Source organism: Rhodococcus sp. PD04, from assembly GCF_035918275.1.
GTDB classification, from domain to species: domain Bacteria; phylum Actinomycetota; class Actinomycetes; order Mycobacteriales; family Mycobacteriaceae; genus Rhodococcus; species Rhodococcus rhodochrous.
On sequence record NZ_CP142144.1, the window covers coordinates 321,492 to 335,934 of the forward strand.

Annotated in this window: 10 protein-coding genes; 3 read left to right on the forward strand and 7 right to left on the reverse strand. The window is 62.8% G+C overall.

The features are described from left to right. Window positions 1–29: 29 nt before the first annotated feature. Genes U9J23_RS25830 through U9J23_RS25840 form a run of 3 tightly spaced genes read right to left on the reverse strand, consistent with a single transcriptional unit; the run spans window position 30 to window position 3,068 of the window. Complete coding sequence (locus U9J23_RS25830) at window positions 30–1,136, reverse strand: acyl-CoA dehydrogenase family protein (protein WP_272269625.1); 1,107 nt, start codon at window positions 1,134–1,136, stop codon at window positions 30–32. After that, window positions 1,129–2,289, reverse strand: a complete 1,161-nt coding sequence (locus tag U9J23_RS25835; RefSeq protein ID WP_088899479.1) for an acyl-CoA dehydrogenase family protein — start codon at window positions 2,287–2,289, stop codon at window positions 1,129–1,131. The genes U9J23_RS25830 and U9J23_RS25835 overlap by 8 nt, the downstream gene beginning before the upstream one ends. A 5-nt stretch (window positions 2,290–2,294) precedes the next feature. Beyond that, window positions 2,295–3,068 (reverse strand): enoyl-CoA hydratase-related protein, encoded by a 774-nt coding sequence (locus U9J23_RS25840; protein ID WP_088899478.1) that lies wholly within the window; start codon window positions 3,066–3,068, stop codon window positions 2,295–2,297. Window positions 3,069–4,507: 1,439 nt separating this feature from the next. Here U9J23_RS25840 and U9J23_RS25845 point away from each other — a divergent pair. Next, on the forward strand, window positions 4,508–6,151 hold the full coding sequence (locus U9J23_RS25845) for a flavin-containing monooxygenase (protein ID WP_039585267.1): 1,644 nt from the start codon (window positions 4,508–4,510) through the stop codon (window positions 6,149–6,151). Window positions 6,152–6,581: 430 nt separating this feature from the next. On the opposite strand, the gene U9J23_RS25850 is transcribed toward U9J23_RS25845, so the two are convergent. Together U9J23_RS25850 and U9J23_RS25855 are read right to left on the reverse strand one after the other, a co-directional pair. Then, complete coding sequence (locus U9J23_RS25850) at window positions 6,582–7,715, reverse strand: TetR/AcrR family transcriptional regulator (protein ID WP_272269621.1); 1,134 nt, start codon at window positions 7,713–7,715, stop codon at window positions 6,582–6,584. 572 nt (window positions 7,716–8,287) lie between these two features. Continuing rightward, the gene (locus U9J23_RS25855) at window positions 8,288–9,202 is read right to left on the reverse strand and encodes a LysR family transcriptional regulator (RefSeq protein ID WP_088899477.1); all 915 of its coding nucleotides are present in this window, start codon (window positions 9,200–9,202) and stop codon (window positions 8,288–8,290) included. Window positions 9,203–9,316: 114 nt separating this feature from the next. Between U9J23_RS25855 and U9J23_RS25860 the strand changes: the two genes are divergently transcribed. Both U9J23_RS25860 and U9J23_RS25865 read left to right on the forward strand, forming a co-directional pair. Continuing rightward, entirely contained in the window at window positions 9,317–10,807 is a 1,491-nt protein-coding gene (locus U9J23_RS25860) for a CoA-acylating methylmalonate-semialdehyde dehydrogenase (protein ID WP_088899476.1), read from the forward strand. Between the two features lie 10 nt (window positions 10,808–10,817). Then, window positions 10,818–11,978 (forward strand): iron-containing alcohol dehydrogenase, encoded by a 1,161-nt coding sequence (locus tag U9J23_RS25865; protein WP_088899475.1) that lies wholly within the window; start codon window positions 10,818–10,820, stop codon window positions 11,976–11,978. 146 nt (window positions 11,979–12,124) lie between these two features. Here the strand turns inward: U9J23_RS25865 and U9J23_RS25870 are convergent, their stop codons facing one another. Continuing rightward, window positions 12,125–13,219 (reverse strand): acyl-CoA dehydrogenase family protein, encoded by a 1,095-nt coding sequence (locus U9J23_RS25870; RefSeq protein WP_064061483.1) that lies wholly within the window; start codon window positions 13,217–13,219, stop codon window positions 12,125–12,127. Then, complete coding sequence (locus U9J23_RS25875) at window positions 13,219–14,370, reverse strand: acyl-CoA dehydrogenase family protein (protein ID WP_064061482.1); 1,152 nt, start codon at window positions 14,368–14,370, stop codon at window positions 13,219–13,221. The genes U9J23_RS25870 and U9J23_RS25875 overlap by 1 nt, the downstream gene beginning before the upstream one ends. Between the last annotated feature and the right edge of the window lie 73 nt (window positions 14,371–14,443).

Here is a 14,443-nt window from a genome sequence, read left to right on the forward strand (position 1 = left end):
GGGAGCGACATTTCCACCTCGTGGGATCATCAGACCGCCTTCGCCGTGCTTGCGTGTTCTGTGGTCTGCGCCAATGCTGCCGCACCGACCATCTCTTCCAATGTCCGGGTATCGCCGTACCAGGGTCGTAGGGCGAGCGCTCGTTTGTAGAACCAGTGCAGATCGACCTCGGCGGTGAATCCGATTCCGCCGTGCACCTGGATCGCGTCCTGGCAGACCTCGACGGCCACCTTGGAAGCGTGCGCCTTCAGCACAGCTGCGTCGACCGCTGTCGGCGCTCCGCTGTTCACCGTGTCCGCGAGTACGGAATCGCAGAGATTCCGAACCGAGGCGGCATGTACATGCATATCGGCGATGATGTGCTTGATCGCCTGGTAAGATCCGATCGGCCGACCGAATTGCTCACGCTCCTTCGCGTAATCGATCGTGGTGCGTACGCAATGGGCGGCGATTCCACTCAACTCACATGCGACGAGCGTTCTGACCCACGAACGGATCTCTTCGATCAGCCTCGGCGCTGCAGACGCATCAGCGAGCGGCGTGCCTGCGACGCCGTCCAGACCAACCGAGGCGAAAGACGAGAGCGGATCTGCGTTGGCATCGGTCTGGATCATCTCGAGGCCTCCCGCATGGGGATCGACGAGCCATAACTGCTGATCTTCCGAAACGACGACCAGCTGCGTAGCATCACCACCGAACCGAACGAGGTGACAGCGTCCGAAGAGTCTGCCGTTGCGGACGGTGATCGATCCGCCGTCCCAGTCTCCGGTGGCGTGCGGATCGACGAGGGCCAACTGTCCGTCACCGCTCATCGCTGCCTTGAACACTGCGCGGGCGGTCTCCGGTGCATCAGCGGCCAGAACAGCAGGAAGTAGCGAGTTCTCCAGCAATGGCCCCGGTACCAGATACCTGCCGTACAGGGTGAACAACGGTCCGAGCGACGCCATCGGAAGCCCCAGCCCGCCGAACACCTCGGGTACAGAGGTAGCGAACACTCCCATCTCGCCGAGAACACCACCGAGCTCGGTGACCCTCCTCTCCGAGAGCACTGCGCGTCGGGTGGCGGAATCGTAACTGCGAGCGAGGAAGTCTTCCAGGCTGTTGGCCAGTTCTGCAGTAGTGGTGTCGTCAGCCACGAGGGAGTCCTAGCAGTCGTTCCGAGATGATATTTCGCTGAATCTGAGAGGTGCCGCCATAGATGGAGGTCGCCCGCGAATAGAGGTGGTCATGTGCCCACCGATCTGATGCCAGCCCCAACGGCCGACTTTCCTCGACGGCCCGGTATGGACCGAGAAGCTCGGCGATCTCCCCGAAAATTATCTGCTCGACCTCGTTGAGCAGAAGCTTGTCGACGGAATCCTCCGGAGTCGGGACCTCTCCCGCAGCGAGTCGCGCGACCGTTTTCTGCGTTTGCGCGCCCAGGACTTTCAATGCAACGTGTGCCTTGCCGATCGCTATGCGTACACGGCGTCCGAGCCCGGTTTCCGGCGCGGGAAGCCCATGATCTCGAAGCGCAGCGACGGCGTCTTCGAACGCGACCTCGTAATCGACTCGCCGGCGCAACGTGTAGGCGGCGCGCTCGATGCCGAGAGTGTGCGTCGCAACAGCCCAACCGCCGTTGAGCTCTCCGACAAGATTCCGCCGCGGAACGCGCACTTCGTCGAAGAAGACCTCACAGAATTCGCGGTCGCCCGTCATCTGCTCCAGTGGCTTCGGCGTGATTCCCGGCGTGGACATATCCACGAGCAGGTAGCTGATTCCGGCGTGCTTGTGTGCCGCAGGGTCGGTACGAACGAGCAGCGCACACCATTGTGCCTTGTGCGCCCAGCTGGTCCATACCTTCTGGCCGGAGATGACGAACTCGTCACCGTCGAGCACGGCCCGGGTGCGCAGCGAGGCAAGGTCCGATCCGGCCCCGGGTTCGGAGAAGCCCTGGCACCAGATGTGCTCACCGGAGAGCAGCTTCGGTAGGAGTTCTTCTCTCTGCCACTGCTGGCCGAACTCGTCGATCGATGGTCCGACGACGTCGAGGCCGATCAGACCGATAGGCATCGGCGCCCGGGCATAGGCCAATTCTTCAGCGAACGCCAGTTGGTGCAGATGGGACAGCCCTTGGCCACCGGCCTCCTTGCTCCAGCTGATGCCCAACCCTCCGGCTTCGAACAGCACTTGCTGCCAGTCGCGCAGAACATCGAATCGCTCGTCGAGATCGAGGGGAACGGTGGGAATGTCCGCGTCGGCCAGCCACGCGCGGACCCCGGACCGATACTCGGCCAGATCCGTCGTCATCTAGGTCACCTGCCCGTGTAGTGGGGAGTACGACGTTCGAGGAAGGCGTTGACTGCTTCCTTGGAGTCCTCGTAACCGGACAGTTCACCGGTGAGCGACTGCTCGTACTCGTAGCCGGACTTGAGGTCCATGTACTCGATGGTGTTCATACTCAGCTTCGCGAAGCGCAGTGCGGCCGGGCTGTGCCGGGCAAGTGAATCGGCGAGAGCCTGGGCACGAGTCATCAGCTCGTCGTTCGAGACGACCTCGACGATCCCACCGAACTTGTAAATGTCTGCGGCCGGCACCATGTCACCGCTCAGATGCATCAAGCGGACCATGCCTTGTGGGACGAGACGCGAGAGATGCTTGGCGCCACCCATAACCCCCACGTTCACTTCAGGCAATGAAAATCGCGCGTTCTCCGCAGCTACGACCAGGTCACACGAGGCTGCAATGCACAGGCCCGTACCGACAGCCGCACCCTGCACCGCTGCCACCGTCGGCTTCGCACTGTCCCGGATCGAGAAAAAGGCCTCGCGTACCTGTTTCATGCGTGCGGGCGAGTTCTCCGGCGACAGGGTCTTGAATTCTTCCAGGTCGTTGCCACCGCAGAAATGCTTGCCGCGGCCTGCGACGACGACGACACGCGCGTCGGGAAGGTACTTGTCGACATTGTCGAAGAACTGCTTCAGTTCGACGTACATGTCCTGGCTGACTGCGTTGGCCGGCGGGCGGTTGAGCCAGACCGTCGCAGTCGCTCCGGACTCCTCGAACTCGATAAACTCGAACGTTTCCATGCTGGTCCATCCTGTTCTGAACACCGTGAGCAAGCCTGCAGCGTCCGACATTAAGTCTATGACTGCTAATCTCTAGTCGGATGCTTGTCTCGTGAGATGAGAGCACATTAGGGACCTTATCCGCATTTTGTCAACGGCTACTAATTTTTCACCCCGCGCGGAGCACAGATGCAGTCTGCGTAGCCGCGCATCTCGCTCCGGATCGGAATGCCCGCTCGTGCACCACCTTTCGTCGACAAGTCGCAATACGCACTACGAAGCCGCAGTGCGGCACAGTAGGCAGCGCGGCAATACATGCAGCCCCCGGCCGGGTCGGCCGCTCCTTGCTCGACCGACCCGCTTCACCACCACAACTTCCCCACACAGCGTCATGCACGTCACAGCACGATGTCAAGGGATACTAACTTCAGGCCCCTGTCCTAGTACCACGCAATGGATCCACATACGTCGACGCAGACATCCCGAGCGGCCGGTAAAGCCCCAGCGGCGCCCAACAATCGTCGAGGACTTCTCCCCTAGCAACGATGATTCGCGAAGAAACTCCCCCCACCGGTGACAACAAGTCATCAAATGCTAAGAAGATCTCCTAAACCGACTCGAACCCCTCTCCTCGATCCCGAGAAGTAGGCCGCTCACCGCTCACGCAACGGCACACGGTCAGCATCGGGGAGAGGCGTGTCCTGAGATCGACGCTGGCGGTCTTTACGCGGCAGCCTGGACGATCCGGTTCTCCGCACGCCCACGAGACCGTCGTCCTCGACCCGTCGAGATTTCGGGCGCCTCGTCGTGAACCAAGAATCACTTGTCGGACGCTGCGAACCGATCAGCTTCCATGCGCTCCGAACGATATTGGGAGGCTATGTAAGGTCTCGATGAGGCCGGTCGGTGGGAGACCAACCCTTGACGCATCCGCGATACGCGGCGGGTGCGAAGAAGTTCGGGGCCGGTCGACGCATTCCACCCGGCACCATTACGGGTCGACTCGGCACACCGTATGCGGGTCTCGGGCCATCCCGGTGGACACCGGTCGCCACCTCGAGATCCCCGAGCCGCCTATGAGCTCAATTAAGTTAGCGATGGTTACCATTAGCGAAACGCTGCACCGTCCATACTTCGAGTCCGAGGCCGGCGGCTCCCCGACCACCGTGACCAACGACCGTGCAGAACACCTACATTCACTACAGTCGCATGGACGCGTCGGGAAGGCGCGGGTACCAGATCATCGCGAACACGAATTAGTGATTCTTGACATATTTTGACGACGGGGGCACCATCGTCCCATTCGGAGAGTGCGCGTTAGCGCTCGATGACATTCGTGAACTCGGGACATCGAAGGGTGCCCGCTGCGGCGTCCGACATCGACTTTGTCCAGAGCTGCGATCGATCAGATGAATCGAACAGCCCGAGGCTTCAGATCCAAGGTGCGAAAGGAATACACAATGGTCTCCCTACTCGAGGACACTCGTCCCGTAACCGAGGAGCTCGACGTGCTGGTAGTCGGCGGCGGGTTCGCCGGCGTCTACGCGCTCGAACGCCTGCGCGCGTTGGGGTTCACGGTGAAGCTGTACGAAGCAGGCTCCGAGGCCGGCGGTGTCTGGCACTGGAATCAGTACCCCGGCGCCCGGGTCGATACCGAGGCCACGGCGTACCAGTTTTCCGACGAGCGCATCTGGAAGGAGTGGGACTGGTCGGAGATGTTCCCCGGTCAGGAGGAACTGCAGGAGTACTTCCGCTTCGTGGTCGACAAGCTCGAACTCGGTCCGGAGATCCACTACAGCACTCGCGTGCTCGCAGCCCGATTCGACACCAGTCGCGATCAGTGGGTTGTCGAGTCCCGCAACGAGAATACCGGTGAGACCTTTCTGACCCGGGCACGGTTCTTCCTTCCGATGCTCGGTACGGGTTCCAAGAAGCTCATCCCGAACATCGCGGGGCGCGACACCTTCGAGGGCGACATCTTCCACACCGCCGAGTGGCCCACGGGCTACGATATGCGCGGCAAGCGCGTCGCGGTGATCGGCACCGGCGCCAGCGGTGTACAGGTCATCCAATCGATCGCCCCTCAGGTGGAGTCGATGACGGTCTTCCAACGCACGCCGTCGATGACGCTACCGATGTATTCGGCCAAGCTCGATCATGCCGCGAACGAGGAGCTACGCAAGAGCTACCCGAAGTTCTTCGAGTTCCGCAACCAGACGTTCGGTGGTCTCGCCTACGACCTGGTCTACAAACCGACAGCCGAGATGACCGACGAGGAGTTCACCGAAGGACTCGAGAAGCTGTACGCCGAAGGAGGCCTACAGATCTGGCTGGGCGGTTACGCCGATCTGTTCTTCGACGTCGAGGTCAGTAACCGAATCTACCGTTTCTGGCGCGACAAGACCCGCGGCCGGATCAAGGATCCCGTCCTCGCCGAGAAGTTGGTTCCGACCGAGCCTCCGTATCCCTTCGGCTCCAAGCGATGCCCGCTGGAATACACCTACTACGAAGCCTTCAACCAAGACAACGTCGAACTCGTGGACGTCAACGACAACCGCATCGATCACATCTACGAGAACGGCATCGTCACCGCTGATGGTGTCGAGCGCGAATTCGACGTCATCGTCCTGGCGACCGGATTCGACTCGTTCACCGGTGGCCTCTGCGACATCGACATCGTAGGCACGAACGGTGAGACCTTCGGCGAGACCTACGCGAACGGTGTTCACACCCTCCTCGGTCGTGCCACCTCGGGTTTTCCGAACATCCTCTTCGTCTACGGACCGCAGAGCCCGTCGGCCTTCTGCAACGGACCGACCTGTGCAGAGCTCGAAGGAGACTGGGTGATCGACTGCCTGGTCAGTATGCGTGAGCGGGGCCTGACCCGGATCGAAGCGACGCCGGAGGGCGAGAAGGAGTGGCAGCAGCACTTCGAGGAAGTCACCGCCGCCACGATCTTCCCGCTCGCGGACTCCTGGTACATGAATGCCAATGTGCCCGGGAAGAAGCGTGAACTGCTGGCCTACCCCGGTGGTCTGGCCCAGTACCTGAAGAAGAACCAGGAGTCGGCAGAAAACGATTACGCCGGCTTCGTCCGCACCTGAACACAGTGATGTGACGGCACGGGTGCTGGGGTCGGACAACCCCAGCACCCGTGCCGTCACTGTTGAAGTAGATGGATGCGCCGCTCCACTGTGTGAGCTCGACGTTCGAGCCCGAGGTCACCGAATACTCGCTCACGGCGATGAACACTGCGCTCGAGCAGTTTTCGGAACCTCGGCAGGTCCTTCGATCCGAACGACACGGTCGGGACCTGGCCGGCATCCGCCCGACGTCGACTACGCCCTCAGGTCCGAACGCACCAATATGGACGACGTCGACGCCGATCTGTCACGTACGGCCCACCAGGCGGTCGTCTCCAACTCCGGTGCTCCGACCGGTCGAGAGCGGGAGAAGGGTCCGGTTCGAAAACCGACCTACAGATCGGAAGGCAGAGGCGTGCCTGACCCACGCGTCCCAGCACGCCGGTCGACATCAGTCTGCACACAGGGCATGCACTACCCGATCGAGCTCGGATTCGAAGTCCGGGGAGCGGAGGAAATGGGGAATCCGAACCAAGTCGTGCACCACGGTGACCGCGATGCTCACGAGCGACTGCGCGGCCGCCGGGTCGACATCCGGCCGGACCGAGGAGTACCACCGGCGCAGCTCGGAGACAAAATCGTCATTGATCCGCTCGAAGCGCTCACGATCCTCGTCTGGAAGGTAATGCCCTTCGGTCAGTGCCACGGCGAGGAGATCCACGGCCTCGATTCCGAGACGCACGTACCCGGAAATCAACGCGGACAACACTTCGGCCGGATCAATGGAGGTGCGCAGCGCTCGAACGACCTCCAATGCTCGCCACTCGGCGAATCGCTCCATCAATGCGACGAGGATGCTCGACTTGGTCTTGAAATACCGGTAGATCGCCGGACCGGCGAACCCGACATCCGCTCCGATATCGTCGATGCTGACGCCGGCATATCCACTGCGACGAAAGGCTGCCGCCGCGGCCGCAAGCAACTGCTCGCGCCGCGCCATCGGCACGTTCTCGACAGTCGGCGTCTGCCGGCGACGCACAGGCTCGACTGTCGGCGCAGCGATGATCCGTTCGCATGCCGTTGCCATCACGGTAGCGAGACGAGACCGCGAAAGCGCGCTGTCGTAGAACGCCGGGCTGGTCAAGACGCTGACAACCGCCCAACTGCGAACATCGGTTGCGAACGCGCCGAGGCCGGGGTGGCACGGACGGATCAGTCGACCGGCAACGTTGTCCGAGATCCACACTGCCCTGCTTCGTACGGTTCGGAAATCATCCTCGTCGAGATGGCGTGCTTCACGCTGCCACAGCACCGACAGCCGGCGACTTTCGATACCGACACGCGCCAGGTAGTCGAGATGCCGGGCCAGCTCCTCATCCGACTCGACCTCTGAGATCGAATCCAGAGCGTCGATCCAACGCTGTTGATCCTCATCGATGATGCGGGCGAGGAGTTCCTGCTTGTTCTTGTAGTGCCGATACACCGCACGCGCGGTGACTCCACTCGCCTCGGCGATATGGTCTACGCGAACGGCGTGAAAGCCCCTGAGTGCGAACAGCTCACGTGCATTGTTCGCAATCTGCACATTGCGGTCCTTCGGCCGACGTGACGTCGGTGCAACTCGGGCTTCAGCCCCCATGGGTCTCTCCGTTCATGACGGGCTCAGCTCCGGACCTCGCCTCCGGTAGACACGTCGCGTCGCTGTTGAGCATGTCGGTCCAACTACGCCCCAGCCAGGGCGCTCCCCCGTCGGGTCGTGCGAGACTGCTACGTCGCTCCGGTTGAACGAGCACAGACCTCCTCCAATCTTCCGGAGACACTTCGCAGCCACACACCGACCACGACAAGTTGTTACCTCAGGTTACCTAATTTGCGCCTGCGACCCGACATGAACCACCCGCAAGCACATATCATGCAGGTTGTTTATCTCAGATGAGAGGTCAAACCACCATCTGGTGACGACCACTGACAGTTATGGACCATTGACTTACTATCCTATCGGTCGATAGGATCGGCCGAATGGACGTCCGAAGACCGAAGGCTGAAAAGTGAAGAGCTGCTCGGCATTCCCACACCGTCATGGTCTGTCCGTTCCCGAGACAGACAAGATGCCGGAGGCGTCCTTCCACCGCCACAGCCATCCGAGCGACACGCGAATCAGCGTGAATCACCGCCCTGACCCGGCGCCCTCAGATCCGGATTCTCGCTGACGATGTCGAGAAGAACCTCGATGACGGCCTGCACCCGTGCCAGGCGAGCCAGTTCTCGCGGAACAACCAACCAATAGGTTCTCTCGGCCACGAACTTGTCCGGGAGTACGGGCACGAGATCGGGATCGGCATTACCGATGTAGGTCGGGAGCGGCGCGATACCCACCCCGTACCTGACAGCCTGATAGTGGCCGGTGATGTTGTTCGTCTGGACATGCGCGCGATCTTTGGGCAGGAGACGCTCGAGTCGACGTAACGGCTCGACGTCCAAGATGGCGTTCACGTACCACACCAACGTGTGGTCCTCGAGGTCGTCGAGGGCCTCGATGGCACTGTGCGAGTCGAGGTAGCGACGTGATGCATAAAGACGCAGGTCGTAGTTGGCCAGCTTGCTGACAGACACCGATCGTGGTGACGGCCGTTCGAGAGTGACTGCGAGGTCGAAGTCGCGACCGGTCACCAGATCGTGTGTGGTCGACGTACGCAACTCGGTGAACAGGTCAGGGTGTCTGTCGCGCACCATGCCCAGTCCCGGAACCAACACATAGGCGCCGAAACCGTCCGGGGTGAGAATCCGGACAGTGCCGTGAAGACTGCCGGATCCAGCGGACGATGTCGCGTCGAGTGCAGCCAACAGAGTCGATTCGACCGCTTCTGCGTACGGCACCAGACGCCGGCCGGCCTCGGTCAGTTGCCATCCCGACGATCCCCGGTCGAACAGTCGCGCTCCCATGTCTTTCTCGAGTCTGGTGATCCTGCGCGACACCGTGGTCTGATCGACGTCCAGACGTTTGGCCGCGTCCACGATCCGCCCGGTCCGTGACAACTCCAGCAGAAAACGCATGTTATCGGCGGTGAACATCCCACTCCCTCGCTGCTGCGAAATTGCAGTTCTCACTGCGAAGATACTCGTTGACCGCGGCACATATGCACCGACAGACTCGAGAAAACCACAGAGTCACAGGAGCACATAACCATGACCGTCATCCCACACTGGTTGGACAACAAGCCCTTCACCGGCACCAACGGCACATCGGCCCCGGTCACCAACCCCGCCACCGGCGCAGTGACTGCAGAAGTTGCACTTGCGAGCACAGACGACGCCCGCACGGTGATCGAGGCAGCCGCGGCGGCGTTCCCCGCATGGCGAGATACCTCGATCGCCAAGCGCACACAGATTCTGTTCGCATTCCGTGAACTGCTCAACGCCCGCAAGCAGGAATTGGCTGCGATCATCACCTCCGAGCACGGCAAGGTGCTCTCCGACGCGCTCGGTGAGGTCTCCCGCGGCCAGGAGGTCGTCGAATTTGCCTGCGGCATCGCCCACCTTCTCAAGGGTGGGATGACCGAGAACGCGTCGACCAAGGTCGACATGGCGTCGATCCGCCAGCCCATCGGGCCGGTCGGCATCATCTCCCCGTTCAACTTTCCCGCCATGGTTCCGATGTGGTTCTTCCCCATCGCGATTGCCGCCGGGAACACCGTGGTCCTCAAGCCGTCGGAAAAGGTTCCCACGGCAGCGCTGTGGATCGCCGAACTGTGGTCCGAGGCGGGTCTGCCTGCCGGCGTGTTCAACGTCCTGCAGGGTGACAAGACAGCCGTCGACGAACTACTCACCAATCCGGCGATCAAGGCCATCTCCTTCGTCGGGTCGACCCCCATCGCGAAGTACGTCTACGAAACCGCAACCGCCCACAGCAAGCGCGTCCAGGCACTCGGCGGCGCGAAGAACCACGCCGTTGTTCTGCCGGACGCCGACCTCGATCTGGCCGCCGACGCGATGGTGAACGCGGGCTTCGGCTCCGCCGGTGAGCGCTGCATGGCGATCTCCGCACTGGTCGCGGTCGGGGACATCGCCGATGAGCTGGTTGCAAAGATCAAGGATCGCACCCTGAGCCTGAAAACCGGCGACGGCACAAAGGACTCGGATATGGGTCCATTGGTGAGCAAAGCACATCGTGACAAAGTGTCTTCCTATATCGACGCCGGCGAAGCTGCCGGCGCCACCGTCGTAGTCGACGGCCGGGCCGTGCAGGCCGATGGCGGAAGCGACGGATTCTGGCTCGGACCGACCCTTCTGGATCACGTCACCACCGATATGAGCGTCTACACCGACGAGATCTTCGGCCCCGTCCTGTCCGTCGTACGGGTCGAGACCTATGACGAAGCCCTCGAATTGATCAACTCGAACCCCTACGGCAACGGCACCGCCATCTTCACCAACGACGGCGGCGCAGCCCGCCGCTTCCAGAACGAAGTCGAGGTCGGTATGGTCGGCGTCAACGTCCCCATCCCCGTCCCCACCGCGTACTACAGCTTCGGCGGCTGGAAGAACTCCCTCTTCGGTGACACACACGCCCACGGCACCGAAGGTGTGCACTTCTTCACCCGCGGCAAGGTCGTCACCACCCGCTGGCTCGACCCCAACCACGGCGGCATCAACCTCGGCTTCCCTCAGAACGACTAAGGACGGCACCATGAGTATCCAGATCGCCTTCCCACGGTTCCTGCGAATCGGCGGGGGCACCGTCGACGACATCGGGGACGTGATCCGTCAACTCGGATTGCAGCGCCCGGTAGTGGTGACCGACAAGTTCCTCACCTCGACAGGCACGTCCGAACGGATCTTGACTCTCCTGCGCGAAGCACGCATCACACCAGCCCTGTTCGACGACACCGTTCCCGACCCCACCACCGACTCCCTCGAAACAGGGCTCGCCCTGCTCGCCGATCACAACGCCGACTCGGTGATCGGCTTCGGTGGCGGCAGCCCGATGGATACTGCGAAGGCGCTGGCCGTCCTCGGGGTCCGCGGGGGCCGGATGCGGGACTACAAGGTCCCGCACGTCTACACCGGACCAGCGCTTCCCGTCGTCGCGATCCCGACCACCGCCGGCAGCGGCTCGGAGGCTACGCAGTTCACCATCATCAGCGACAGCGTCACGGACGAGAAGATGCTCTGTCCAGGCCTGTCCTTCCTGCCCATCGCAGCAATCGTGGACTTCGAACTGACAATGTCCATGCCCCCTCGCCTGACTGCCGATACCGGAGTCGATGCACTTACCCATGCGATCGAGGCGTATGTGAGCCGAAAAGCCAACCCTGTCTCCGACGGCCTCGCACTCGCAGCCATGCGCACCATCGGCCAGAATCTGCGCGCCGCGTATGAAGACGGCGAGAACAAGCAGGCACGAGAAGCCATGATGCTCGCCGCTACCCAGGCCGGCATGGCGTTCTCGAACGCGAGCGTGGCCCTCGTTCACGGAATGAGCCGACCCATCGGCGCGCACTTCCATGTCGCGCACGGGCTGTCCAACGCCATGCTGCTCCCGGCGATCACCGCATTCTCCGTCAAAGGCGCCGAGTCACGATACGCAGACTGCGCCAGGGTCCTCGGTGTGGCCACCGAAGCCACCGGTGACGGTATCGCCGCGCAGTCCCTCGTCGACTCCCTGGCCGAACTATGTCATGACCTGGCTGTTCCCACTCCCCGCGACCACGGTATCGACCGAGCTCGCTGGAACGATCTGATCCCACTGATGGCGCAACAGGCGCTCGATTCGGGTTCGCCGGGCAACAACCCGGTTGTGCCCACTGTCGACGAAATCGCCGAACTGTACGTCGAGGTCTACGACTAGCGTGGATGCGATCCGCGCCCCGCGCTGTCCGACGAGTCAGGGTGAGAGCTCGAGCGGCAGGACCCTTTCGGTCCTGCCGCTCAGCCGCCCCCATCGCCGGGGAGCTCGCTCCGCAACGATGTCACCGTCGTCATGAACTCATGCACTCAGTCAGGACGTGAACGTCCGGATACAGCATCGAGATAGGCAGAAGCTGTACCCGTGATCCGCGTACCCTCGACGATCATCGGCCAGGTCCCGTCCATACCGGCGTCGACGGCGGCACGGCTGAGCTGACGCTCCCAGAACGCAGCGGACCCGAATTCCGAACGCCACTGCAACGCAGGCAGGGTGAGCCGGTGGAGGGTGTGCTCATGGGTGGTGCCGATTGCGCCGTGCACTTGGTGAGTGTTGCGCACCGCCACGGCCAGCGCTGGTGAGACCACACTGCGGGCCACCGCGACACGAAAGGCCGAGAAGTCGCCGGCAAGGTCGTCGGTAACAGCGTCTGCGAGAGCGGTGTCGACGGCGGCACGGGCAAGGACGGACTCGGCTGCAGTGTCGACCACGAGATTCTGCACGGACTGGAACCGCGCCAGAGGGCGCCCGAACTGAGCGCGGTCGGTGGTGTGTGCAACCGCCGAAGCCAGCATGCCCTCCATAGCGCCGACGCACTGGATCGCACGGATGAGAGCGCCGCGCAGGACGTAATCCTCGACGGCACGGGTGTCCACCGGTGTCCAGGTGACGTCACCGTCGACCCGGACCGACCCGAGGGGCACCTCGGAGATCCCCTCGACCGCCTCGACGGTCAGCCGATCGGTGGGCACGTCCGCGATCTCGTAGCCCGCATCGACCCGACGCACGCAGACAACGGACCCGGTGGCGCCAGCCCACGGCACACGTTGCGCGAGGCCGTCCGCCCTCAGGACGGCGACGGTCGCTGTGTCCGACGACGAGTCGTCGAGGCCGGCCGCGCGCCTCAAGGGACCTGCCAACAGATCGGTCTCGGCGAAGGGCACGGCCACGCCGCCAGCGGCGGTCGTGCGTAACAGAGCAGCGGCCTCGACCCAACCCGCGCCGCTGCCCCCGGTCTCCTCGGGTGCGGTCAGCCTGGCCAGTCCGACCGCACCCAAGGTGGCCCACACAGCGGCCGGATCCGGCTCGATGTCCGGCCCCGAGTGCCCAGCGACAAGATCGTCCATGAGGTCCTGGAGATCCCCGTCTACGGCAAGATCGATTGTGCTCGCGGTCGTGGTCATCAGCGCATCCCCAGCCCCCGCGCGATCACGCCGCGCAGGATTTCGTTGGTACCGCCGCGAAGTGTGAACCCCGGACGCTGGTGTAGTCCGGCCCTGCACAGAGCCTCGATTTCCGCTTGCCCGTCCATGGTCTCGTCACCCAGCCGATCAGAGACGTACTCGACGAGGTCGCCTTCCATGCTGGTACCGAGGAGTTTGACCAGGGCGGCGGCGGTGTCGGCCTTCTCGCCCCGTTGAAGGGCTCCGGCGATGTTCTGGCTCAGTGCGTGCAGTCCGACCATCCGGGCCACAGAACGTCCCAGGTCGGTGCGCTCGGGCAGCAGTCCCTTTCGGACCGCGCCGATCTCGGCAGCCAGGAGCCGGAAGGTCGAAAGGAAACGCTCGGGTCCACTGCGTTCGAAGGAAAGCTCCGAGTTGACCTGTTCCCATCCGTTGCCCAACGTGCCGAAGACCCTGGCGTCGGGAACGAATACCTCGTCCAGAACGACCTCGTTGAAGTGGTGGTCGCCGGAGAGGGAAATGATCGGCCGGATCGTCACGCCTCGGGAACGGAGGTCGACGATGAACTGGCTCAGGCCCGCGTGGCGGTGTGCCGTGTCGAGTGGTTCCGTGCGGGCCAGCACGATGAACGCCTCAGCGTGGTGGGCGCCCGAGGTCCACACTTTGGTGCCGGTGACGGTCCAACCGCCCTCCACTCGGGTGCCGCGGGTCCGGACACTGGCCAGGTCCGATCCTGAGTCGGGCTCACTCATTCCTATGCCGAAGAAGCACTCACCCGCAGCAATTCGGGGAAGGTACTTGTGCTTCTGCTCTTCGGTGCCGTATCTCAGCAGCGATGGTGCAATCTGGCGGTCTGCCACCCACTGCGCTGCAACCGGAGCGCCTACCGCGAGCAGTTCCTCGGTGACAACGAAACGCTCGAGATGGGTCCGGCCGTGCCCGCCGTACTCGGTCGGGATGGTCATTCCTACCCAACCGTGCTCGGCGAGGCGGCGGGTGAAGTCCTCGTCCCACCGGGTGAGCCAGGTGTCGATGCCCGGTGTCAGTGTCCCTGCCGCGGTCTCCTTCTCGAGAAAGGTGCGTACCTCGGCGCGTAGAGCATCCATTTCATCAGTGGTCACCGTCGTCGGCGGCGCGACGGAGGGGTTCATAGTGCCTCCATAGGAAGTTCCGGCTGGGGCGAGGCCCGACATGCTCGCGTGAATTTCGCCGCCGAGTAAGCGG

Bases quoted from the DNA above. Each gene is read 5' to 3' on its own strand.
- U9J23_RS25835 (WP_088899479.1), bottom strand. From the start codon at position 2,289: ATGACGACGGATCTGGCCGAGTATCGGTCCGGGGTCCGCGCGTGGCTG.
- U9J23_RS25840 (WP_088899478.1), bottom strand. From the start codon at position 3,068: ATGGAAACGTTCGAGTTTATCGAGTTCGAGGAGTCCGGAGCGACTGCG.
- U9J23_RS25845 (WP_039585267.1), top strand. From the start codon at position 4,508: ATGGTCTCCCTACTCGAGGACACTCGTCCCGTAACCGAGGAGCTCGAC.
- U9J23_RS25855 (WP_088899477.1), bottom strand. From the start codon at position 9,202: ATGTTCACCGCCGATAACATGCGTTTTCTGCTGGAGTTGTCACGGACC.
- U9J23_RS25860 (WP_088899476.1), top strand. From the start codon at position 9,317: ATGACCGTCATCCCACACTGGTTGGACAACAAGCCCTTCACCGGCACC.
- U9J23_RS25865 (WP_088899475.1), top strand. From the start codon at position 10,818: ATGAGTATCCAGATCGCCTTCCCACGGTTCCTGCGAATCGGCGGGGGC.
- U9J23_RS25870 (WP_064061483.1), bottom strand. From the start codon at position 13,219: ATGACCACGACCGCGAGCACAATCGATCTTGCCGTAGACGGGGATCTC.
- U9J23_RS25875 (WP_064061482.1), bottom strand. From the start codon at position 14,370: ATGAACCCCTCCGTCGCGCCGCCGACGACGGTGACCACTGATGAAATG.